Annotated in this window: 18 protein-coding genes and 1 riboswitch; of the genes, 11 read left to right on the top strand and 7 right to left on the bottom strand. The window is 66.9% G+C overall.

Annotated elements, in window-relative coordinates:
* Nucleotides 1–6 precede the first annotated feature (6 nt).
* The 6 genes from HNP51_RS15475 to HNP51_RS15500 form a co-directional block, all read right to left on the bottom strand.
* Nucleotides 7–1266 carry a copper resistance protein B gene (locus tag HNP51_RS15475; RefSeq protein WP_184273074.1) on the bottom strand — a complete coding sequence of 420 codons (1260 nt, stop codon included), beginning with the start codon at nt 1264–1266 and terminating at the stop codon, nt 7–9.
* Nucleotides 1263–3068: a copper resistance system multicopper oxidase gene (locus tag HNP51_RS15480; protein WP_184273071.1), complete on the bottom strand. Its 1806-nt coding sequence runs from the start codon at nt 3066–3068 to the stop codon at nt 1263–1265. Before HNP51_RS15480 ends, HNP51_RS15475 begins: the two co-directional genes overlap by 4 nt.
* A 445-nt stretch (nt 3069–3513) precedes the next feature.
* A complete protein-coding gene (locus HNP51_RS15485; protein WP_260398552.1) occupies nt 3514–4020 on the bottom strand; it encodes a periplasmic heavy metal sensor in 507 nt (168 codons plus the stop codon).
* 52 nt (nt 4021–4072) lie between these two features.
* Entirely contained in the window at nt 4073–6586 is a 2514-nt protein-coding gene (locus HNP51_RS15490; RefSeq protein WP_184273068.1) for a TonB-dependent receptor, read from the bottom strand.
* Nucleotides 6587–6680: 94 nt separating this feature from the next.
* Nucleotides 6681–7688, bottom strand: a complete 1008-nt coding sequence (locus HNP51_RS15495) for a DUF4880 domain-containing protein (protein ID WP_184273065.1) — start codon at nt 7686–7688, stop codon at nt 6681–6683.
* Nucleotides 7688–8248 (bottom strand): RNA polymerase sigma factor, encoded by a 561-nt coding sequence (locus HNP51_RS15500; protein WP_224762289.1) that lies wholly within the window; start codon nt 8246–8248, stop codon nt 7688–7690. Before HNP51_RS15500 ends, HNP51_RS15495 begins: the two co-directional genes overlap by 1 nt.
* 144 nt (nt 8249–8392) lie before the next feature.
* Between HNP51_RS15500 and HNP51_RS15505 the strand changes: the two genes are divergently transcribed.
* The 11 genes from HNP51_RS15505 to HNP51_RS15555 all read left to right on the top strand — a co-directional run bounded on the left by HNP51_RS15505 (nt 8393) and on the right by HNP51_RS15555 (nt 22997).
* Nucleotides 8393–9544, top strand: a complete 1152-nt coding sequence (locus HNP51_RS15505) for a metallophosphoesterase (RefSeq protein ID WP_260398551.1) — start codon at nt 8393–8395, stop codon at nt 9542–9544.
* 1019 nt (nt 9545–10563) lie between these two features.
* A riboswitch (Fluoride riboswitch) is annotated at nt 10564–10624 on the top strand.
* A 91-nt stretch (nt 10625–10715) separates the two neighbouring features.
* Nucleotides 10716–11105 (top strand): fluoride efflux transporter CrcB, encoded by a 390-nt coding sequence (gene crcB / locus HNP51_RS15510; protein WP_184273058.1) that lies wholly within the window; start codon nt 10716–10718, stop codon nt 11103–11105.
* A 1018-nt stretch (nt 11106–12123) separates the two neighbouring features.
* Nucleotides 12124–12453: a hypothetical protein gene (locus tag HNP51_RS15515; RefSeq protein ID WP_184273054.1), complete on the top strand. Its 330-nt coding sequence runs from the start codon at nt 12124–12126 to the stop codon at nt 12451–12453.
* 56 nt (nt 12454–12509) lie between these two features.
* Nucleotides 12510–13763: a TolC family protein gene (locus HNP51_RS15520; RefSeq protein ID WP_184273051.1), complete on the top strand. Its 1254-nt coding sequence runs from the start codon at nt 12510–12512 to the stop codon at nt 13761–13763.
* A complete protein-coding gene (locus HNP51_RS15525) occupies nt 13763–14965 on the top strand; it encodes an efflux RND transporter periplasmic adaptor subunit (RefSeq protein ID WP_184273048.1) in 1203 nt (400 codons plus the stop codon). Before HNP51_RS15520 ends, HNP51_RS15525 begins: the two co-directional genes overlap by 1 nt.
* 12 nt (nt 14966–14977) lie before the next feature.
* Nucleotides 14978–18199 carry an efflux RND transporter permease subunit gene (locus tag HNP51_RS15530; RefSeq protein WP_184273045.1) on the top strand — a complete coding sequence of 1074 codons (3222 nt, stop codon included), beginning with the start codon at nt 14978–14980 and terminating at the stop codon, nt 18197–18199.
* A complete protein-coding gene (locus HNP51_RS15535; RefSeq protein ID WP_184273042.1) occupies nt 18199–18783 on the top strand; it encodes a cation transporter in 585 nt (194 codons plus the stop codon). The genes HNP51_RS15530 and HNP51_RS15535 overlap by 1 nt, the downstream gene beginning before the upstream one ends.
* Nucleotides 18780–19421, top strand: coding sequence for an isoprenylcysteine carboxylmethyltransferase family protein (locus HNP51_RS15540; protein ID WP_184273039.1), 642 nt, complete (start codon nt 18780–18782; stop codon nt 19419–19421). Before HNP51_RS15535 ends, HNP51_RS15540 begins: the two co-directional genes overlap by 4 nt.
* A gap of 168 nt (nt 19422–19589) precedes the next feature.
* Entirely contained in the window at nt 19590–22097 is a 2508-nt protein-coding gene (locus HNP51_RS15545; RefSeq protein WP_184273036.1) for a heavy metal translocating P-type ATPase, read from the top strand.
* 5 nt (nt 22098–22102) lie between these two features.
* Nucleotides 22103–22540, top strand: coding sequence for a DUF305 domain-containing protein (locus HNP51_RS15550; protein ID WP_184273032.1), 438 nt, complete (start codon nt 22103–22105; stop codon nt 22538–22540).
* A 118-nt stretch (nt 22541–22658) separates the two neighbouring features.
* A complete protein-coding gene (locus tag HNP51_RS15555) occupies nt 22659–22997 on the top strand; it encodes a hypothetical protein (protein WP_184273029.1) in 339 nt (112 codons plus the stop codon).
* A 110-nt stretch (nt 22998–23107) separates the two neighbouring features.
* Here HNP51_RS15555 and HNP51_RS15560 read toward each other — a convergent pair whose 3' ends face one another.
* Nucleotides 23108–23404 (bottom strand): toxin-antitoxin system, antitoxin component, encoded by a 297-nt coding sequence (locus HNP51_RS15560; protein WP_184273027.1) that lies wholly within the window; start codon nt 23402–23404, stop codon nt 23108–23110.
* Nucleotides 23405–23408 lie beyond the last annotated feature (4 nt).

The raw sequence follows: 23408 nt of genomic DNA on the forward strand, positions 1-23408 counted from the left end.
TTCTCCTTAGAACCACGCACGCACACCAACGACCACCCGGGTGTGCTCGGGCTCGCCGCCCATGGCGCGCGTCAGGTCGGCGGTGCCGCCCAGATCGCTGCTCCATTCGACCCCGACATAGGGGGCGAATTCCTTTTTGAACTCGTAGCGAAGGCGCACTCCGGCCGAAACATGGGTCAGACCCGACGCCAGTTGCAGTTCAGGAATGTCCGAAGCCGACGCCTCGACCTCCACACGCGGCTGCAGGATCAGCTTCTGGGTGATGCGCTGGTCATACTCCGCCTCGAAACGTGCGGTCAGGTCGCCCTCGGTCGACAGAAAGGCCGCACCGTCGACCTCGAACCAATAGGGCGCCAGTCCCTGGATGCCCAACACCAGATGGGTCGTGTCTTCTCCACCCTCGCGGAAGTCCTGACGCACGCCCGCCTGGACATCCCAGAAGGGCGCGACGGCCCGACTGTAAAGCGCCTGGACTTCACCTTCGACCTCGCCATCGCCGCCGAAGTCGCCGCCGCCCTCTGACTTCCACCAGAAGCGGTTGATGTCGCCCCCGGTCCAGCCGCCGACATCCCACGCCCAGTTTTCGTTTCCGTCGCCGAAACCGGCCTCAAGCCGATCAATGACCACGGCCGTGGTGCGAATATCGCCATTCTCGCGCACCAGAACCTCGCGCGCGCTCGACATCGCCGCCTCGCCGAAGATGGCGTCCGCCGCATGGCGCGGACCCGACAGCGCCGCAGCCGGCGGCGGCGGGACAGGCGGACGTCCGGCGTCATTGGCGCTGGTCGGCACATCGGGCGGCCCCATGCTGGTCATGCCGCTCATGTCGTGACCCGCATGCGGATCGGCCTGAGAACTGGCCTGAGAACCAGCCTGAGACATGGCGCTCATATCGTGGCCTGCATGTGGGTTCCCGGCCTGAGGCGTCATGGAACTCATGTCGTGACCCGCATGCGGGTCCGCAGCCTGAGGCGCCATGGCGCTCATGTCGTGGCCGGCGTGCGGATCGGCCTGCGTCGGAGCCGGGGTCTGCGTCTGAGCCGGAGTCTGGGCCGGGCGCTGGGCCGCGCTCATGTCGTGCCCCGCATGAGGGTCCGCGGCTTGAGACGTCATGGCGCTCATGTCGTGACCTGCATGTGGGTCGCTTACGGTGGCCGCAGGGGTCTGCGGCGCGTTCTGGGCGGACGGGTTCTGACTGTGATCCTGAGCCGAAACCGTCCCTGCGGCGGCCATCAGAGGCAGAAGACCGATCGCGAGCCGGATCATGCGGCGTCTCCATCGAGGGGTCGCACGGTCACGACGTTGAACATGCCCGCATGCATGTGCATCAGCATGTGGCAGTGGAAGGCCCAGTCGCCCGGCGCATCGGCGGTCAGGTCAAAAGTGACCTTGGAGCCGGGCGCGACATTGACCGTGTGCTTCAACGGCTGATGCCCGGCCGGCCCGCCCGTCACCAGCTCAAAGAAGTGGCCATGCAGATGGATCGGGTGGGACATCATGGTGTCGTTCACCAGCGTCACCCGCACGCGCTCGTCGCGCTCGAAGCGGATCGGCTCGACCAGTTCAGAGAATTTTCGACCGTCGAAACCCCACATGAACCGCTCCATATTGCCGGTCAGGTGGATTTCCATCGAACGCGCCGGGGGCCGCTGATCCTTGTTCGGCGTCAGGGACGCCAGATCGGTATAGACCAGCACGCGATGCGGTTCGTTCTCCAGCCCCATGGGCCGTTCAGCCAGACGGTTGGCGGGCGACGGCGCCACCATGTCCACCCCGACGCCCACCGCCATATTGGCCGGCGCATTGTCGGGATTGCGCATGTCATGGCCCATGTTTCCATGATCCATGGGCGCGGCCTGTCCCATGCCGTCCTGCGCCATGGCGGAATGATCCATGCCGCTCATGTCCATGCCGCTGTGGTCCATGCCGCCCATGTCCATGCCGCTGTGATCCATCCCGGCCATGCTTCCCATGCCCATGTCGCGCATGGTCAGGGTCGGCACCTGCCGGAGGGGGGGAACCTCCGCCGTCATGCCCATACGGGGGGCCAGCGTCGCCCGCCCCATGCCCGAACGGTCGACCGCTTCGGAGACGATGGTATAGGCGCGGTCCTCGGTCGGCTGGACGATGACGTCATAGGTCTCGGCCACTGAAATCTGGAACTCGTCCGTCTCGACCGGCCGCACATTCTCGCCGTCGGCATTGACCACCGTCATGGCCAGACCCGGAATGCGCACGTTGAAGATGGTCATGGCCGAGGCGTTGATGACGCGCAGCCGCACCCGCTCTCCCGGCCGGAACAGACCCGTCCAGTTCTCCTGCGGGCCATGGCCGTTGATCAGATAGGTGTAGGTCGTCCCGGTGACGTCCGAGATGTCACGCGGATCCATGCGCATCGATCCCCACATGCGCCGATCAGCCGGGCTGACGCCGTCCTCACCGGACAGCAGGCCCGCCAGGGTGGTGCGCTGCTGGTTGAAATAGCCGGGGCTTTTCTTCAGCTTATCCAGGATCTGGTGCGGATGCATGAAGCTCCAGTCCGCCAGCACCAGCACATGTTCGCGGTCATAGGCCACGGGATCGGTCCCGGCCGGGTCGATGACCAGGGGCCCGTAATGGCCCATCGCCTCCTGAAGGCCGGAATGCGAATGATACCAGTAGGTCCCCGACTGGATCACCGGAAACTCATAGACAAAGGTTTCGCGCGGGCGGATGCCGGGAAAGCTGATGCCCGGCACACCGTCCATCTGGAACGGCAGCAACAGGCCATGCCAGTGGATGGATGTGTCCTCGTCCAGGGTGTTGGTCACCATCAGCCGGACGTTCTGCCCTTCGCGCAGCCGCACCAGCGGCGCAGGCACGGTTCCATTGACAGTGACGGCATGACCGGTGCGCCCGCCGACGGTGAACGGCGAATGGCCGACGCTGAGGCGAACCTCTGGCCCTTCAAGGGTCGGCAGCGTCGGCGCGAGCCCCCGCGACCCCGACTGCGCCCATGCCGGCATCAGCCCCTGAGCCGCCCACAGCCCCGCCGCGCCGCCAAAGAGGGCCCGTCTATGAAGCCTCATGCTCTACTCCGCCTGGATTATGCCCGCCTCGCGAGCCTTTTATCAAATTTACGCAAGAAAAAGCCGCGCCCCTCGCGACAGGGCGCCGCACCCTTCGCCGCACCGCCATTCCGGCGTGACGGATGGCCAAGTCGGCCTCAGACGTCCCGAAGCCTGGACAGACTGGCCGCAAGACTGCGACGCGCCCTGGCCACGCGCGCCTCGACGGTCTTGATCGAGACGCCCAGAATCGCGGCGGCCTGCGCCTAACTCAGGCCGTCCATAGCCGTCAACAGCAGCGGCTCCTTCAATTCGGAGGCAGGGCCACGACTGAACGGTTAAGGGCCGAGAGCAGTTCCCGCGTCGTGAGACTGTCATCAGGCGCAGGCGCGCCCTCCCCACCCTCAACGCCTCGGCGCTGTCGAGCGGCGCCGGCGGGCGGCGCAGGCTTCAAGGCTCTTATGAGTCACCGACGCTCATGCGCCCTCGGCGAGAATCGCGACAACCAGCTTCCCGTCGAACCGATCCGCCTGAACCGGCGTCTCACCATTCTCATTTCGGAAATGTGCGTGATGGTCGCCTGCTGAAGCTCCCCTATGGCGTCATGGAAGTGATCGACGGCGGGCCGCACGACGCTCACATCCCCGTCGCTGGCGGAAATGGCGGCGGCCAATTCTCGATTCGCGGCCTGGACGCGGGCCTCGAGTGCGATCCGCCGGGGCGCGAAGCGCGCCTCAATAGCCTCGATACGGACGCCTTGATCGGCGTCAAGCGCCAGATCGCGGTAAACGATGGCATGCAGCGAGGGCGGCGCATCGCGTTTCTGCACCCAGGCGCCCCCGCCCCACGCCCCCCCGCGCCACTGGCGATCAGCGCTAGAGCGACGGTGCCGGCGACCGACTTCCATCCCATCGACATCACCGACCTTCCAGCCGCGCGAGCGAGAATGCAGCAATATGAACTGTTCGGTCATCCCCCGGCATGCGCCGTCGCCTTGACGTGAGAGCGACGGCGCAATTGGACCCTCAGAAGCTGTAGCGCAGCCCCACGCCATAGGTCGCCGGGGCGCCGACCAGCCGCGACGCGCCGTTCAGCTCCGGGAAGTAGACCTCGTCGGTGATGTTGCGGCCATAGGCGTAGACCGCCCAGTTGGCCGCGCTCTCCAGTTCCACCCGTGCGTTCAGCAGGGTGTAGGCCTCAGCCGTATTGCCCGGCGCGGCGTTCAGGCGGTTGCTTTCCTCGCCGTGGTGCGAAACCGACAGCCGTGTGTCCAGACGCCAGCCGTTGGCCAGCATCAGCCCGTGGTTCAGCGAGGCGGTGGCCGTCACGTCCGGCGCGCCCGGGAGGGGATCCCCGACCGTCGACAGCACCTCGGCCACGCGCGCCGAGCTGAAGGAGATGATCTCGGTGTCCAGGAAGGCCGCCGCCACATCCAGGTCCAGCGTCTGGTTCGCCCCTTCGAACAGCAGGGCGTTGACGGCGAACTCCACGCCCTTGCTCTCGGCCTCGCCGACGTTGGCGCGACCATTGGTGTCGTTGGCCAGGCGGGTCGTCGCCTGCAGCTCCTTGAACCTGTAGCTGAAGGCGTCCAGCGAGAGGCGCAGGCGGGCTGTCGTCCAGCGCAGCCCGGTCTCGTAGGCGATGACGGTCTCGGACTCGAACGGCAGGGTCTCGGCCTGGGTGAAGATGGAGGTGCCGTCGAAGCCGCCGCCGCGATAGCCTGTCCCCGCCGAGACGAAGACGTTCAGGTTCGGAGTGAAGGCGTACCTGGCCGTGACCCGGCCCGAGACATTGTCGTCCTCGAAAGCGCGGTCCCAGATGAAGGGGTTGGTCGTTGCGAAGGTGGTGGTGAAGGTCGAGATGCCCCAGGGGTTCAGGTCATCGTTGCGACCGCTGAAGGTCGCCTCGTCTCGCGTGTAGCGCAGGCCGCCCGACAGGGTCAGCTTGTCGGTCAGGTCATAGTCCGCCTGGCCGAAGACGGCGAAGCTGTTGCGGGTCTGCTTGTGCAGGTTGTCGTACTTGGTCCGGGCCGTATAGCTGGTCCAGTGGGTGTCGAAGTCGATGTCGTCCGAGACGTAGAAGACGCCCGCGATCCAGTCCAGGCGGCCGCCGGTGTCGTCGCTGAGGCGCATTTCCAGCGACGCCTGGCTCAGCGTCTCGTCGGCGTCGAAACGCGAGGCCGGATAGGGCGAACCGTCGCCGTTGCCCCGGACCGAACGGGTCGTGCCCTGGACGTTGCCGATCACGGCCAGGTTCAGGTTGTCAGCAAACCGATGCGCCAGCGCGGCCGACACGCCGTAGATGTCGATGCTCTGGGTCGGATATTCGGACGAATAGAACTCGTAGGGGTCGTCGTTCTCGCCAGCGTTGGCGATGTTGCTGTCCAGCGCCGCCGAGATGCGGTCGTACTGGCGCGTGTCGCCCCGGTCGCGGCTGCCGAACAGCTTCACGGTCAGGTTGGTGTCCGGCGTGAAGTCGAAGGCGACCGTGGCCCGGCCGGCGAACAGGTCCTTGTCGCCGAAGCCTTCGCGACGGCCCGGATCGACGATGGCCGGAACCTGGGTCTGGACGACCCCGCCGATGACCGGGCGATAGCCGGCCAGGTCGCCCGCGCCCGCGCCGGTCATGAAGCCCCCGCCCTGCTCGGCCAGGACGGCCAGGCGCACGCCGATCTTGTCGCTCAGCGGCCCGCCGACAGCGGCCTCCATGGCGGTGTAGTCATGGCTGCCGATCTCGAGACGCCCGCCGCCCTCGACCACCTCGCCCGGCCCCTTGGTGATGGCGTTGATCACGCCCGCCGTGGTGTTGCGTCCATAAAGGGTGCCCTGCGGTCCCTTCAGAATCTCGACCCGGTCCAGGTCGAACAGGGGCATGCCCAGATAGGCGTTGGAGGTCTGGTAGACGCCATCGACATGAAGGGCGACCGAGGGGTTGCCGTTGGGCTTGTAGTCATCGGCGCCGCCGATGCCTCGAATGCTGATCAGGCCGTAGTTGGTGCCGCCGAAGGCGTAGTTGACCGAGACGCCCGGAACCTCGTCCACCAAACCGGTCACGCTGTCTATGCCGCGGCGCTGGGCGTCGTCGCCGTCCAGCACCGTGACGGCCAGCGGCACGTCCTGGATTCGCTGAGCGCGCTTCTGGGCCGTGACGATCACGTCCTCGATGGCCGTGACGTCTCCGGTTCCGGCGTCAGCGCGGTCGACTGCAACAGAAAAGGTGCGCGCGCCGACCGGCGTCACGGTCAGGCCCGTACCCTCCACCATGCGGCGCAGCGCCTCGGCGGGCGCCAAGACGCCGACCACGCGGTTGGCGCGACGGCCGCGCACGGCTTCCGGCGCGAACAGCACCTGCACGTCGGCGGTGCGGGCCAGGGTCGTCAGCCCCTCCTCCATCGACTGGCCTTCAATGGCGAAGGAGACGACTGCGCCGCCGTTCGGCGACTGGGCCAGAACCGGCGTCGCCGCTGCGACCGCGGCGACGGCCGAGCAGGCCAGAAGCATGCGCTTGAAGGCGCCGGCGCGCGGCTTGGAAATGAACATGGGAGCCCCTGAAAACTGGTCGGCCGCTCGTCGGCGGCTCCCCCTCAGAAACGAAAGGCGCCCTGCAGACCCCCACCCCGTCGTGGAAATTTCATCAAAGCGTAGCCGCCGCGTCAGACGATTTCCCGGGCGTTCCGATGCGCCATTCCCCGTCCGCCGTCCTCTGCACGGACAGGTCGAACCCGCGCGCCAGAGCCATGACGAACTCCTGCCCTCCGTCGTAACGGAAGGAGCCGGATATGCGCACCTCGCCAGCCGCCGCGTCCGTCAACGTCAGTCGTTCCGAGGCGTAGCGATTGAAGCTCTCGACCACCTCGCGAAGCGGCCGGTCGCGCACGACCAGTCGCCCCATCCGCCAGGCCGTCGCGGCCTCGACATCGACGGGCGCGGCTCGCAGTTCGCCACCCAGCGCCTGTCCGCCCTGCCCCGCCGTCAGGAACAGATGCGCGCCTGCGCCGCCTCTTTCCACCAACCGCAACCGCCCTTCCTCGACGATCACCTCCGGCCGTAGATCCGCATGGGTCGCCTGGAACCGACCCTGTGCGGTCGTCACAAGGCGGTCGCCGACGCGCAGGACGAAGGGCTCGGCGTCCGGCAGGATGTGGAAGTAGGCCTGGCCGGCCTCGAGCACCGCCGAACGACGATCGGCGCCATAGTCGAGGCGCAGCCGAGAGGACGGCGCCAGGGTCACCTCCGACCCGTCCGGCAGCGGCGCGGTCAGCCTCTGGCCCGCCTCCGTCGAGATCAGCGCCCGGGCCGGCGACGACGCCGTCATCACCCACACCCCGCCGCATGACGCCGCAACGGCCCCGCCGGTCAGGCCGAACAAGGCGCGTCGTCGCGTAAGGCGGCGGGCGCCGGGCCCCAGGGCGGCCGCTCGCAGCGCCAGCATCTGCGCCTCGCCGGCGTCCAGCTCCAGCAGGCGCCAGGCCTGCTGGCAGCCGCGATAGGCCCGGGCGTTGTCGGGGTCTTCGTTCAACCACCGTCGGAACGCGGCCTCATCCTCCATAGGAGTCGGATCGCCGCTGTTCATCCGCGCGAACCAGAAGGCGGCCAGGTCGGCGTGATCGTCGTTGCTCGGCTCAGGGAGGAGAGAGGACATCAGCGATCCCCCTCGACCAGATCCAGCCGCAAGGCCGCCATCGCGCGCGCCATATGCTTCTCGACCGCGCTCACGGATATGCCCAACCGCCTCGCGATCTGCAGGTAGGTCAGGTTCTCGAACCGCCGCAGGATCACCACCTGGCGCGCGCGAGGCGGCAGGGCGTTCAGAGCCGCCAGCATTCTTTTCAGCCGCTGCTTCCCCGCGACGATCTGCTCAGCGCCGGGCGCCTCGCTCTGCGCGACCAGGTCGTCGATCCCGACATGCCGTCCCTGCCCCCGGGCCTGTTCATAGCGTCCCCGGTCCCGCACCATGTTGGCCGCCGCCTCGAACACATAGCCGTCGACGTTTTCAAGGCTGAGCAGATCGGCGCGGCGCAACAACCGAACGAACAGGTCCTGCACCATTTCCTCGGCGTCGGCCGGCGACCCGGACCGGCGCAGGAAGAAGTGAAACAGCGGTCCGCGAAGCCTGCGTGTCAGCCCCCCGAATCCGTCCTCGGACGCAAGGCCTGACGACGGAATATCCGCGCCGATCAATGTATCTGTCTGCTGGTTCACAGGCGGCTGATGACGCTCAAGCGTCACCGCCTGATGTCGGTTGCACGACAAATCCATATCAGTTGCGACGCTCCGGACGTCCGGAGGAAAAACGTCACACAGCATCGCTATGGGCGTCCGAACACGTAGGCTCGGGGCAGACTCATGGACATGTTCAAACGGATCGGCGCGAGCGTGGCTCTCGCCTTGTCGCTGGGCGGGGCGCTGCTTGCGCCTGCAGTTCCGGCCAGGGCCGAGATCTTCACCGTCGCCGTCGTTTCAGACACCCAGAACTATGCCGACATCACCCTGCCGCAACCACGCGGCGCCGATACCTTTGACCAGCAGATGCGCTATCTGGTCGATACGCGGCAGGACAAGAACCTGGCCTTCGTCACCTTCGTCGGCGACATCGTCCAGCATGGCGACGGGCAGTTCCGTCGGGCGATCCCCGACGCCGAGGGTGAATACCAGTTCTTCGACACGCGCGAGGAATGGGACATCGCCAACCGCGCCATCTCGATCCTCAGCCGCAGCGGCCTGCCGTTCGGCATGGTTCCGGGCAACCACGATTACGACAACTATTCCTGGTGGACCCAGGATGGCCCCGGCGCCTCCAAGCCGCTGGCTGGCGGCCGCACATGGAGCCTCTATTTCGGACCGACCTCGCGCCATTTCGCCGGCAAGGCCTGGTACGGAGGCGCGTCGGAAAATGGACTGAACAGCTATCAGACCTTCAACGGCGGCGGACGGACGTACCTGCACCTGTCGCTGGAGATGGAGCCCCCGCAATCCGCGCTGGCCTGGGCCCAGGGCGTGATCGACGCCCATCCCGGCCTTCCCGTCATGATCACCACCCACGAATGGCTGCGCCCTGACGCGCAGGAGCGATCAAACGGCTACGACAGCTATTTCCCGGGCGCCGACAACCTCAGCCCCGACCAGGTCTGGGATCGTTTCATTCGCAAGAACGCCATGATCTTCATGGTCCTGAGCGGACACAACTACACCCGCCCGGTGGACGGCGTGTCCAATGGCGAGAACCTTCGGATCGACCTCAACGACGCCGGGCATCCGGTCTATCAGCTGATCCAGGACTACCAGGGCAATACTGTCGGGCCGGACGGAACGGCGGGTTCGGCCAACGGAGGCGCGGGCTGGCTGAGGTTCATGGCGTTCGACACCGACACCCGGAAAATCCGCTTCTACACCTACTCGACCTTACTGGGGCGGTACGCTGGCCGTGACGGCGAAGCCACCTTCGGCGTCGCGCCCGAACGGTCCGAGTTCGAACTGCCCTTCCCGCCGCAGCTATAGTCCCCGATTGCAGGGTCTTCCCCCCTCCCATTCAGGCCGGCAGGCGGTTTTGCATCAGGCCGCCACCATCAGTTCTCGCCTGATACATGAGGCATGACCTGAACTATCTCAAGGAAGGGGCGAGGCGCATGGGCAATGCTCCGGCTTCGCGCGTTTCCTTCCATCTCTGCCGTTTGGAGGCGGCAGGCCTCATCGCCAGCCGCCGGAACGGCCGATCAATAATTCACAACGCCGTCTTCCCCGCCCTGTCTGATCTGGTGGCGCTCCTGATGCGAGACTGTTGTGACGGTCATTGCGAGTTTTGCGGTCGCGCTATCGCACTCTTCTTCCAATGCACCGGTCCCCCCGCGGACAAAGCTCGTAAAGGTCGGGCCGTCATCGATCTGGCAGCCGTTTCCATCCTCCCGGGGATGGATTGGGATGGGCGTCCATAAGCCTGCCTTGGCAGCGCCGTTGCGCCTTCAGGTGTTTGCCCTCAGCCCCGATCAAAGCCTCTAGCCAGGGTCGGGGCCAACTGGGCGAGGCCCTCTTTACCGATATCAAGGCTGACCTGTTGTCCCGACGCCAAAGTCGGCGTCCCGGGTCGAAGACGCGCGTAGTGTTCAAAGCCCCAGCATAGCACACGATTACGAAGCGCCTTGATCTCAATTCGTCATGCGCTCCCGTCTTGACCACCTCACGAGCGCCCGGGTCCGGCGATCCGAGCGATCCGCCCGCTTTCAAGCCGTCTCTGATTTTGACTCAGATAGCGACTAGCCCAAGGCACTGTATTTTCACCGATTTTCAGGGAGCTTTGCACTAATGTGCTAATCTTAGCGCTAAACGCACCGAGCTTTGGCGCTGCCTGATCTGACGGGCAGGCGCGTTCGATACCGATGTCTAGCGCGTCTGCGCCGCCTTTCGCCACGATTTCACTTTGATTTGGTGAGGCTTCGGGATTTTGGGATGGAGACAGCAAGGGCGGCGTGCTCACGCGGCTCTTTAAGGGATAGCTTGCGTATCCTTTTGGGCGTATAATCAGTGTTGATGGGGATGGAGCTCCCCGATAACCGCCGCAAGGCTGATAGCTCCTGCTATGCGAGAGGCCGCTTGGCCGCGCAATGGCGGGAGCATATGACCTTTCCCACCCATTGAGCGAAACCCGCGCGCCTCACAACACAATGGAGGCAAAATGGGATTTTTGATTGTTTTTCTAGGATCGGGTATCGGAGGCGCGATGCGCCACGGCGTCAATCTCTTGGCCGCAAAAACATGGGGCGAGGAGTTTCCGTTCGGTACGATGGCGATTAACGTCCTCGGCTCATTCGTCATGGGGCTGTTGGTTGAGCTGTTCGCATTCAAGTTCGGAATGAGCCAGCAGTGGCGACTGTTTCTGACTACTGGCGTCGTAGGCGGTTTCACCACGTTCTCGACATTCTCGCTTGAGGCGGCGCTCCTGTGGGAACGTGGGCATGTTTTGCAAGCATTCCTCTATGTGTCTGGTTCGGTGGTGCTAGGCATAGGCGCTCTGTTTGTTGCGCTGTACCTTGGCAGACACTTGCTAGGCATCAGTGATGCCTAGTAGGCAAGGGTGCAAATAGCGGCTCCCCGCCAGAACCAGTTTACAGATTAGCCAAAACGCATAGCCAATATTGGCGTTTTGGCGGTTTCTTAAACCACTGGCGCGCTTGCGCGCCAGTGACATTCTTATCTTTCCTATCCCATCTTATCGGGAGGGGCTCCGAGGTTTTGGGGCGGAAACGGAAAGGACCGCGTGGTAACGTGGCCTCTTCCGTTCAGAATAATTCGCCTTGTCGGGTGGCTTCGACATGGCGTCGCCACTCTGGCTTTGTCGCCTTCTCGTCCAGCCATGCGACGATCTGCGCTACAGATCGCCGCCGTTGGCCTCGACGGCGCCGCAGGGATGGAAATGCGATTTGTAGCCGTATCGGTGATGGGAAGCGGCGCGCGTTCTGGTCGAATGCTTTGGTTTTCAAGGCGGGCGATCACGCCCTCGTCCACGTCGCCGCAATAGTAGTCGAGCAATTCCGCGCCAAGCGCGCCATGCTCGGCGATGAACGCGGCCAGTTCGGCCACCCGTTCAAGGCTGGCATATTCGCTAAGGCGCCCGCTACCGCCCTTGCTCTCTCGATCGACGTCCCACGGCCGGCGCTCGGAGCGGATCAGATCACCCTCCAGTCATGATCGGGTTCCTGGTCCCTGCCTGTCTGTTTCTGGGCTGTATCCTATTTGCCCCTGCTACAGTCCTGACCGCCCCTGGGAGGCGGCGCTGCTCGCCCTGGGCGGCCCGTCTTCTCAGGATCACTCCGGTACGTCGGCGACGGCCTATGTCTCGCGCGATCCCCGGGACTACGGATCGGCCCTCATGATCCGGAACAGACCCGACGCCCAGACCCGCGGTGACAAAACATCGCAAAACCAATGAGAAGAAGGATAAGGCCGCGCTATAGCCGGGCGCGACGCCGCTGCAGCAAGCAACGTGCTGTGTCTTTAGACGGCGCTCTGCGTTTCAGGGCGAACCTTATAACAGATTGCCATTGGCGTTTGACGTTATTAGCTAGGCTTTGATGCCTTGGTCGATGATCAGATTGGCGAGAATTTTTGCGGCGCTGACCCTGGTCATCGCCGTTTTCGCCGTGATTCCGGCGACCGACGCCGCAGCCTGCACCCCCGAGATCCCCGCTCTCGAGCAGGTGCTCAATCCTCATCCCAGCGATACGCATGGCGGCGAGGGCGTCGAATCTGGGGCCTGCGCCCACGGCCATTGCCACCATACGGCCAGCGAGCGTCATGCCATCCCCGAAATCGATGTGACGGCGCCCCATGCGGCGTCGCCGCGTGTCATCCCCGGCGATGACACGACCGTGTCCTTCGCCCCCAACGGTCTCAAGCGCCCCCCCAGAGCCTGATCAGAAGCCTGCGCCATCGCGCGCCCTCCTTCTGAATTAATTCTGGAAATTCAAACATGTCTCCGACAATTCGTCGTCGGCCGCGCCTCGCGACCGGCTGCGCGCTGGTCGTGCTCGCCTCCCTTGCGGCCGGGCCGACCTGGGCCGAGCCTGCACCCTCCTACGCCGAACTCCTGGCCCGCCTGGACCAGACGCCGGCCGCATCCGAAGCGTTCGCCTTGGTCGACGCCGCCGAAGCCCGTGTTCGACAGGCCCGCGTTCGCCCCAATCCCAATCTTTCCCTCACCGCCGAGAATGTCGGCGGCTCGGGTCCCTATTCTGGTTTCGGCGCAGCTGATCTAGGCCTCTCATTCAGTCAGGATCTCGAGCTGTGGGGGCGCAGGCCCGCGCGGGTGAACGTCGCACGGGCCGAGGCAGGATCAGCGGCTCTTCGGCGCGACCTAGCCCTCATTGACGCCGGCGGCCGCCTGGCCCTGACCTATGCTGAGGCCGAGGCGGCCCAGCGCCGAACCCAATTGGCCGAGGAAGGCCTTTCCCTGGCCCTGGCGGACGCTCGCGCCGCCCTGGCTTTGGTCGAGGAAGGGCGCGAGCCTCTCCTGCGGGGGGTCCAGGCCGAGAGCGAAGCCGCCGCCGCCCGGGCCAGTCTGGACGAAGCCCTGGCCGAACGCCAGGCCGCCCTCGCCCGCCTGACTGCTGTCGCCATGCTGCCCGCTCCGGCCACCTCGATCGACGCCAGCCTGCTCGACGCCGCGGTCAGCGTCCAACCGACGCCGGTCGACAGCGCCCCGACGGTTCGGGTGGCTGAATCGGAGGCCACGGCCGCCGAGCGCCGCATCCAGGTCGAGCGCATCGACGGCCGTCCAGACGTCACCGCCAGCGTCGGCGTGACACGGTACGGCTTGGAGGACGAGACCGCCCTGACCGTCGGTCTCAGCCTGCCCCTGCCCCTGTTCAACAGGAACCGTGGCAATATTGATGCGGCCCAGGCTGAGTTCCGCGCAGCGGAGGCCCGCGTTCTCCAGGCGCGGCAGGACGCCCATGCAGACCGATCAGCCGCGATGGCCCGCCTTGCCTCCTCCGGCAGCCGCGTCTCGGCGGCCGATGCAGGAGTGAAGGCGGCCGAGGAGGCCTATCGCCTGTCGCGACTCGGCGCCGATGCCGGGCGCATCTCCCAACTCGAACTGCGGGTCAGCCGCACCGCCCTGATCAACGCTCGCGCCGCCGCCGTCGACGCTCGCCTATCGCGCGTCCGCGCCGAAATCGATCTGGCGCGCCTGGAAGGCCGCGCCCCGTTCCAAGGAAACTCCTGATGCGCTCCAAGACATCCAACAAGACCCTGCTGATCGGCGGTGTCGCCGCCCTGGTCATTCTGGGCGGCGGGGGCCTCTATATGGCCCTGCAGAAACCATCTGCGACGCCGGCGGAAGAGGCCGCTCCGGCGAAGGCGGCTGACCAGGCCGAGGGCGAAGCGGGCCACGCCGACGAAGGCGAGACCCCCGAGGGCGTCGTCGAGCTCAGCGCCGAACAGCTCAAGGCGGCCGGCATCTCGATCGTCGCCGTCTCGCGCGGCGGGGGCGGAGAAACCCGTCTGTCCGGCCGGGTCGAGGCCATGACAGACGCCCGGGCCGCCGTCGGCGCCATGGTCGGCGGCACGGTCGAGCGGGTGCTGGTGGCGCCGGGCCAGACGGTCCGTGCGGGCCAACCCCTGATCAGCCTCGTCAGCGGCGAAGGCGCCGCCTTGCGCGCCGATATCGACGCCGCCTCGGCGGCGGCGACGGCGGCTCGTCAGGCCTTCCAGCGCAACCGCAACCTCGCCGACCAGGGCGTCGTCGCCCGTCAGGAGGTCGAGGCCTCCCAGGCCCAGGCCGCCAGCGCCGAGGCCATGGCCCGCGCCGCGCGGGCGCGCGCGACGGCGGCCGGTTCGCCCAACGCCTCGGGACGAATGAGCGTCGTCAGTCCCATCTCGGGCGTCGTCACCAATGTCCAGGTCGGCCCGGGCGGCTTCGTCGCCCAGGGCGGCGTGGTCGCCGAGGTGACAAATCCGGCCCGCGTCGAGCTGGTCTTCAACGCACCGCCGCAACTGGCGGCCCAGGTCCGCGTCGGCTCGCGCATGCGCGTTACCGGCCCTCAGGGCGAGTTCGACGCCCTGGTGGTCGGGGTTGCGGCCGACGCCGGCCTGCAGGACAGCGGCGCGACCGTGATCCGCGCCCGTCCGGACGGCGGCGGCCTGCCGCCGGCGGGTTCGCCCGTCACCGGCGCTGTCGTCACCGGAAATCCTTCCGGCGGCGCCCTGACCGTGCCGTCCGAAGCAGTGCAGACGGTCGACGGCGCCACAGTGGTTTTCGTCCGAAATGATCACGGTTTCCGCGCTCAGCCCGTGCTGGCCGGACGTCAGGCCGGCGGCTCCACCGAGATCCTGCGCGGCCTGACCGGAACCGAACGCGTCGCGGCGGCCAACGCCTTCCTGCTCAAGGCCGAACTGGCCAAGGGCGAAGCCGAGCACGGCCACTAAGGGAGGGCGATCATGTTCAAAGCCATCATCGAAGCGTCCGTCCGCTTCCGCTGGTTCATCGTCCTGGCCACGACCCTGGTCGCGGCCTGGGGCCTGTTCCAGTTGACCAAGCTGCCGATCGACGCCGTTCCGGACATCACCAACCGGCAGGTGCAGATCAACACCGTGGCCCCGGCCCTGGCCCCCGAACAGATGGAGCGTCAGGTCACCTACCCGCTGGAAACGGCGATGGCGGGCATTCCTGGAATCCAGAGCACCCGCTCCCTGACCCGCAACGGCTTCAGCCAGGTCACCGTCATCTTCAGCGACGCGACCGACATCTATTTCGCCCGCCAGCAGGTGGCCGAGCGGATGGCCCAGGCGCGTGAGAACCTGCCCGAGGGCGTCGAACCGGCCCTGTCGCCGATCACTACCGGCCTGGGCGAAGTCCTGATGTGGACGGTCGACCTCAAGCCCTTCGACGCCAAGACGGCGCGGGCGGGCCGCCCCGGCTGGCAACCCGACGGCGCCTATCTGACGCCCGAGGGCGAGCGGCTGGCGACCCCCCAGGCGCGCGCCACCTATCTGCGCACCGTGCAGGACTGGATCATCGCGCCCCGGATGCGGACCGCGCCCGGTCTGGCGGGCGTCGACGTCAACGGCGGCTATGTGAAGGAGTACGCCGTCCGCCCTGATCCGGCGCGGCTTGCCGGCTATGGCTTGGGCTTGGGCGACCTAATCCAGGCACTGGATCGCGCCAACACCCAGGCCGGCGCCGGATACGTGCAGCGGGCCGGCGAGGCCCTGACCGTGCGTACAGACGCCCTGGCCCAGACGGTCGAGGATCTGGCCCAGGTGCCCGTGGTCAATCGCAACGGCCTGGTCGTGCGCGTCGCCGACGTGGCGGTGGTCGAAATCGGCCAGGCGCCGCGTCTGGGCGGGGCCAGCCGCGACGGCCATGAAGCGGTCATCGGTACGGCCCTGATGCTTGCGGGCGAGAACAGCCGCACCGTGGCTCAGGCCGCCGCCGAGCGGCTGGAGCAGATCAGCGCCAGCCTGCCGCCCGACATCGTGGCCGAGCCGGTGCTGAACCGCAGCGCCCTGGTCAACTCCACCATCAAGACGGTGGCCAAGAACCTGACCGAAGGCGCCCTGCTGGTCATCGTCGTGCTGTTCCTGCTGCTGGGGAACATCCGCGCGGCGACGATCACGGCCCTGATGATCCCGATCAGCTTCCTGTTCGCGGTCATCGGCATGAACCGCTTCGGCATCAGCGGGAACCTGATGAGCCTCGGCGCCCTGGACTTCGGCCTTCTGGTCGACGGCGCCGTGGTGGTGGTCGAGAACACCCTGCTCATGCTCAGCCAGCGCCGAGCGGATGTGGGCCGCGCCCTGACCCGCCACGAACGTCTGGGCGTCGCCGCCAACGCCGCGCGCCAGATGGTCAAGCCCGCCGCCTTCGGCCAGCTGATCATCCTGCTGGTCTTCACCCCCCTGCTGATGCTGGAAGGGGTCGAGGGCAAGACCTTCATCCCCATGGGCGCCACGGTCATGCTGGCTCTGGTCGGGGCCTTCATCTTCTCCTTCACCTTCGTCCCGGCCATGACGGCCCTGCTCGTGCGCGAACCCAAGACCGTCCATGTCGATGACAAGGGCGAAGCCCTGGAGCATGAAACCTTCCTGCTGCGCCACGCGCGCCGCTGGATCGAACCGGCCATCCGTGCGGCCGTCGATCGCCCCAAGGTGGTCCTCGCCGCCGCGGTCGGCGCCCTCGTTATCGGCGGTGTGGTTTTCACCACTCTGGGCCGGGAGTTCATCCCGACCCTGGACGAAGGCGACATCGCCATGCAGGCCCTGCGCGTGCCCTCGGCCTCGCTGGAGCAATCCCTCGCCATGCAGATGGCGCTGGAACGCGCCATCACGGCCCAGCCCGAAGTCCAGACCATGTTCTCCCGGACGGGCACGGCCGAGGCGGCGGTCGACCCCATGCCGGCGAACATCTCCGACGCCGTCATCGTCTTGAAGGACCGCAGGGAATGGCCTGATCCGAAACTGCCGAAGGAGGAGTTGATCGCCCGCATCGAAAAGGCCGCCTCCACCCAGTTGGGTAACAGCTTCGAGTTCAGCCAGCCGATCGAGCTGCGCTTCAACGAGCTGATCTCGGGCGTCCGCACCGATCTGGCCGTCATGGTCTATGGCGACGATTTCGCGCAACTCCAGGCGACGGCGGATCAGGTGGCCAACGCCCTGCGCGACACGCCCGGTTCGGCCGACGTGCGGGTGGAGCAGGCGTCGGGCCTGCCGACCCTGACGGTCAGCGTCGACCGCTTCGCCGCCGCCAACTACGGCCTGGCGGCTGCAGACGTGTCGGAAGCGGTCTCGGCCGCGATCGGCGGCGCCGAGGCAGGACAAATCTTCGAGGGGGACCGTCGTTTCGACGTCGTGGTCCGTCTTGACGATACGCAGCGGAACAACCCCGCCGCCCTCGCCGCCCTGCCCGTCACCACGGCGGCCGGTCTGACGGTGCCCCTGTCTTCGATCGCCCGCATCCAGGTGGCCGAGGGCCAGAACCAGATCAGCCGCAACGACGGCAGTCGCCGCATGGTGGTCCAGGCCAACGTCCGCGGCCGCGATCTGGGCGGCTTTGTCGGGGACGCCCAGGACAGGGTCGGCGCCCAGGTCAAGCTGCCGACCGGCTATTCGCTCAAATGGGGCGGGCAGTTCGAGAACCTGAAGCGAGCCGAACAGCGGCTCGGCCTGGTCATCCCGGTGGTTTTCGTCCTGATCGGCATCCTGCTGTTCATGGCCCTGGGGTCGTTCGCGGAGGCGGGGCTGGTCTTCGCCTGTGTTCCCCTGGCCCTGGTCGGCGGGGCGCTGGCCCTGTTGCTCAGGGGCATGCCTTTCTCGGTCTCGGCGGCGGTCGGCTTCATCGCTGTGTCCGGCGTCGCGACCCTGAACGGTCTGGTCCTGATGCAGGCCATTCGCGAGCGGCTGCAGGCGGGTCAGAACCCGCACGACGCCGCCCTCTTCGGCGCCTTCAGCCGCCTGCGGGCGGTGCTGACAACGGCCCTGGTGGCCATCGTCGGCTTCATCCCAATGGCGCTGGCGCACGGAGCCGGGGCCGAGGTGCAGAAGCCTCTGGCCACCGTGGTCATCGGCGGTCTTCTGACGGCCACGGCCTTGACGCTGCTGGTGCTGCCGACCTTCGCGGCCAAGGCCGTCAAACATCGCAAGGCGGAAGGGATCGAGGACTGATGGGCGGATCCCGGGAACAGGATACGCTTCAACGTCGCACGCTTGTCGTCGTTCTGGCGCTCAACGTCCTCCTGTTCGTGGGTCTCGGAGTCGGCGGCCTGTTCGCCGACTCCAGCGCCCTCCTCGCCAACCCGCTCGACAACGGCTCCAACGCCGCGGTTTATATGATAAGCTTCCTGGCCATCGGCCGGACGGTGTTTTGGAAGACCTGCGCCGCCCGGCTGTCGGGGATCATGCTGTTGATCTTCGCCGCCGGCGTCCTGCTGGCCGTAGGACGGCGCTGGATCGTAGGGACCGAACCGGTCGGCTGGACCATGATGGGTCTCGCCGTCATATCGGCGGTCGTGAACCTGATCTGCCTTGTCCTGCTCAAGCGTCAGGACGGCGACGACGTCAACCTGGAGGCGGCGCAGACCTTCAGCGTCAATGACTTCGCCTCGAACGGCGGCATGCTCGTCGCCGGCGGACTGGTCACGGCCCTGAGTCAGGCCTGGCCAAATCGAGCGGCAGGCCTCGCCTTCAAAGGCGGAATGGACATCCTCCGCGACGCGAGCAGCGTCGCCGTTGAAGGAACAATCTCGTGAATCCTCCCAAACAGCACGGGCGTGAAGGCTCCGCCGTCCCTATCGACATCCAGGGCGTCCAGAAATGGCGCAAGCTCTTCATCCTGGCGGGCCTTTTCGCCCTCCTGGCCTGGACGCCGCTGGTCAAGGCCCGCCCCGAATTTGAACACCCCGTCGAACATCTCGGCCTCATCGCCATCATGATCTGCATCTTCGGCCGCGCCTGGTGCTCCCTTTACATTGGGGGGCGCAAGAAACAGGAAATCGTCTCCAACGGCCCCTATTCCCTCTGCCGCAATCCGCTCTACGTCTTCAGCTTCATCGGCGCCTTCGGCGTCGGCGCCATGTCAGGCAGCCTGACCATCGGCCTGGTGTTCGCCCTGGCCTGCTGGGGGGTCTTCCGGGCGGTCGTCGAAAGGGAGGAGCGCTTCCTCGCCGGCGCCTTCGGCGCGACCTATGAACGTTACCGCCTCCGGACGCCGCGTTTCCTTCCGGATCTCCGACTGTGGCGCGATGAGGCGGAACTTACGATCCGCCCCGCCTTCTTCCTTCGCACCCTGAGAGACGGCCTCGTCTTTCTCCTGGCCCTGCCCCTGTTTGAACTTCTGGAGGGCCTCCAACAGTTCGGCTGGTTCAGCGTCATCTTCCAACTTCCCTAAGGCGAAGCATGGATCGCCAGCGTCTTGTGACCTCTCTCGCCGCTCTTCTTGCGGCGCTCGCCTTCCTTGCGGGCGCCGCCGTTCGCCTCGCTTCGCACGAGCGCGACGTTCAGGCGGAGTCGCCGCCCTCGCCTTCAGCCCCCTCTCCCTCATCCGAGGAGTTCAAGCATGCCTAGTACCGTCAGACTCGACATACCGGTTCTTCTCCCCGAAGCGCCTGATGCCTCGGACGCCTGCGTGGAACGGCTCGTCAAACGCCTGTCTGGCGCTCCGGGCCTGTCCCAGGTCCATGTCGCGGAATCCCCTTCCGGGCCCCAGCTCTGCCTGCACTACGACCCCGAGCTCCTGTCGCCGGACGAGGTGCGCCGCAAAGCGCTCCAGGCCGGAGCCGAGATCAGCCAGCGCTTCGGCCACCTGGTTGGCTGGACCCAAGGCGTGCGCCACGCGCGGCACGCCCGTTCGCTCGAGACCGATCTCAAGGCCGAGCCCGGCGTCCTCGAGGTCGGGCTAGACGCCGCCGGCGCGGTCCGCGTCGAGTTCGACCAGAACCGGACCACCCGCGACCAGTTGATGAAAACGCTCGCCGGCCACGGCCTCGCCTTCTCCCTTCAGCCCTTCTCGGCCAGGTCTGAACATGCCGCCGGCGACCACGCTGGCCACGACCACGGCCACGGCCACGGGAAAGAGGATCACGCCGACCATGATCACGCCCATGGAGGGATTTTCGGCGCCAACACCGAACTGATCTTCGCCCTCGCCGCCGGCGGCGCCCTCGGTCTCGGCTTCGCCCTGGAAAAACTGGCCTCGGGCTTGCCGGGCTGGATCCCGCTCGCGCTCTTTCTCTGCGCCTACGGCCTGGGCGGATTCTTCACTGTGCGTGAGGCGATCGACAACCTCAGACGCAAGCGCTTCGAGATCGACACCCTGATGCTGGTGGCGGCGGCGGGCGCGGCCGCGCTCGGCGCCTGGGCGGAAGGCGCCCTGCTCCTCTTCCTCTTCAGCCTCGGCCACGCCCTCGAGCACTACGCCATGGGCCGGGCCAAGCGCGCCATCGAAGCCCTGGCGGAACTGGCCCCGCGCACAGCCCGGGTGCGGCGTGACGGCGAGGTGATCGAAATACCCGTTGAGGCGCTCGAGGTCGGCGAGGTGGTGGTGGTCAGGCCCAATGAACGCCTGCCCGCCGATGGCTTCGTCATCAAGGGCGCCACCAGCGTCAATCAGGCCCCGGTCACCGGGGAGAGCATGCCGGTCGACAAGCAGCCGGTCGACGATCTCGCCGAGGCCCGGGCCCGCCCCGCCTCCATCCTCGCCGCATCCGCCGTCTTCGCAGGTACAATCAACGGCGCCGGCGCCATCGAGATCGAGACCACCCGCAAGTCCAGCGACACCACCCTGGCCAAGGTCGTGCGCATGGTCAGCGAGGCGGAGACCCAGAAGTCGCCGACACAGAGGTTCACCGACCGGTTCGAGCGCGTCTTCGTTCCCCTCGTCCTGGGCCTGGCCTTCATCCTGCTCTTCGCCTGGGTGGTGGTCGACGAACCCTTCCGCGACAGCTTCTACCGCGCCATGGCGGTCCTGGTGGCCGCCAGCCCCTGCGCCCTGGCCATCGCCACGCCGAGCGCCGTCCTGTCGGGCGTCGCCCGCGCCGCCCGCGCCGGCGTCCTGATCAAGGGCGGCGCGCCGCTTGAGAACCTCGGCGCCGTCGACGCCATCGCCTTCGACAAGACCGGCACCCTGACGGAAGGCCGCCCGCGGATCACCGACGTCATCCCCGTCGACGGGGCCGACGAACGCGCCCTGCTGACGGTGGCGGTCGCCGTGGAACGGCTCAGCGACCACCCCCTGGCCGAAGCGATCGCCCGGGACGGCGCGGCGCGTCTCGACGGCGCCGCCGTCCCTGCCGCTTCAAGCCTGCAGAGCCTGACCGGCAAGGGCGTCGCCGCCGAGCTCGAGGGCGTCACGGTCCAGATCGGCAAGCCCGAGATGTTCGGATCGGACGGCGTGCCGGTTCTCGGCGCCCAGGCGACCAAGGCGGTCGATCGCCTTCGCGCCCAGGGCCGCACCCTGATGGTGGTGCGCCAGGGCGAACGCGATCTCGGCGTGATCGGCCTGCTGGACACGCCGCGTGCGGCCGCGCGCGACGCCCTGACAAGACTGAGATCTCTAGGCGTCCGGCGCATGATCATGATCTCGGGCGACCACCAGGAGGCGGCCGAAGCCATCGCCGGCCAGGTCGGGCTGACGGAGGCCTGGGGCGACCTCATGCCCGACGACAAGGTCGAGGCGATCAAGCGCCTCCGCGCCGAGACCAAGGTCGCCATGGTCGGCGACGGGGTCAACGACGCCCCCGCCATGGCCACGGCCACGGTCGGCGTGGCCATGGGCGCGGCGGGCTCCGACGTCGCTCTGGAAACCGCCGACGTGGCCCTCATGGCCGATGATCTGTCCAATCTCCCATTCACGGTCGGTCTGAGCCGTCGCACCCGAACCGTCATCCGCCAGAACCTGTTCGTTAGCCTCGGCGTGGTCGCCTTCCTCGTGCCGGCCACCATCCTCGGTCTCGGCATCGGCCCGGCCGTCGCCCTGCACGAAGGCTCCACTCTCCTGGTGGTGTTCAACGCGCTGCGCCTGCTCGCCTACCGCGATCGACAGGCGCCCGCATCCTATCCGGTATAAAGCCCATGAAACGCCTTAGCTGGCTTACCCTCATCGCAGCCTTCCTGGCGGCTGCAGCCTTTCTGTTCGGCATGATGTCGCGTCAATCCTCGCCCGATCGTCCGGCGGCTGCGGCCGTCCAGCCGATCGACGAGCACGCTGGCCATGCCGACGCCCCGGGAGACACGCCCTCGACCCGCTCCTTCAAGGAGGCTAATGAACATCTTCACCAAGCCACTGACATCCGCTGGACCGGCGACGCCGACGTCGATTTCATGCGCGCCATGATCGCTCATCATGAGGGCGAAATCGCCCTGGCCCGGATCCAGTTGCAGCACGGCTCTGACAAGGACGCCCGTGGGTTGGCCCAGGACCTCATCCGGGCGCGCGACACGGAAATCCTGCGAATGCGCCTCTGGCTGGCGCGACGCGAAACTCAGCCGGCGCCGAAGAGCGGCGCCTGACATGGCGCGCACCGTTCGATGGAGGGAAGGCCGGCCCGGCAAGCGTCGTGGCAGGCGGCTGCCGCCGCCCCGGGCGAATCCGCTTCTCGACGGGCTCGCTGTCCTGACGGCGAGTTTCGTGAGCGCCGGCGCTGTTCTCACCTTCGCCATCTTCTGCTTCAGCACGCTCGGATGGCCGGTGCACGTGGTCTATGGCGTCGGCCTTCCCCTACTCGCCCTGGCCGGTCTGCGGCTCGCACCACGCGCCCGTCCGGGACTCACCCTGACCCTTCTGTTCAGCCTGCTCTGGCTCGGAGGCTCTGGCTTTCTCTACGTCGTGCGCGACGACCTGAACCCTGTACGCCACTATCACGGCCCGCCCGGCGCGGCTCACGGGGACGCCGGCGTTTCGCGCCCAAGCGAGGCCTCCGGTCCCTCAGGTCATGCTCAAGGCGCCGAGACGGCGTCCTCTGGCTGAGACGTCTCACGCAAGGCGTCCAACACCCGATAGTCCTCGACGGTCGTGCGGCCCAGCGATCCAGGACGGAGACGAGGGTGTCCTCCAGCCGCACCAAGCCTCTTTCGCGATCAGCTGTGAAAGCTCGTAGCCTGGTCTTCACGCCCTGACGCAGCGGCCGGCGCGAGAGACTTGATGAAACGGACGCGCTCCAGGTGGAAATCCAGCTCCGGCTTGTAGCCCGCCTCGGCGAACGCTCGCTGTTGAGGCGGCGCCAAGGCGGCGCCATCGACTAGCCACCATTGCGGATTGGCCGAGGCCTTGGGCAGGAGGCCGCCCAAGATGCGTTCGATGTCGCGAAAGCTCAGTTCAACCTCAAGCGCCTTCTGACGACGCAGATACCGAACAAGCGGGTCATATTTGGCCATGTTT

This window comes from Brevundimonas bullata, from assembly GCF_014207965.1.
Lineage (GTDB): Bacteria > Pseudomonadota > Alphaproteobacteria > Caulobacterales > Caulobacteraceae > Brevundimonas > Brevundimonas bullata_A.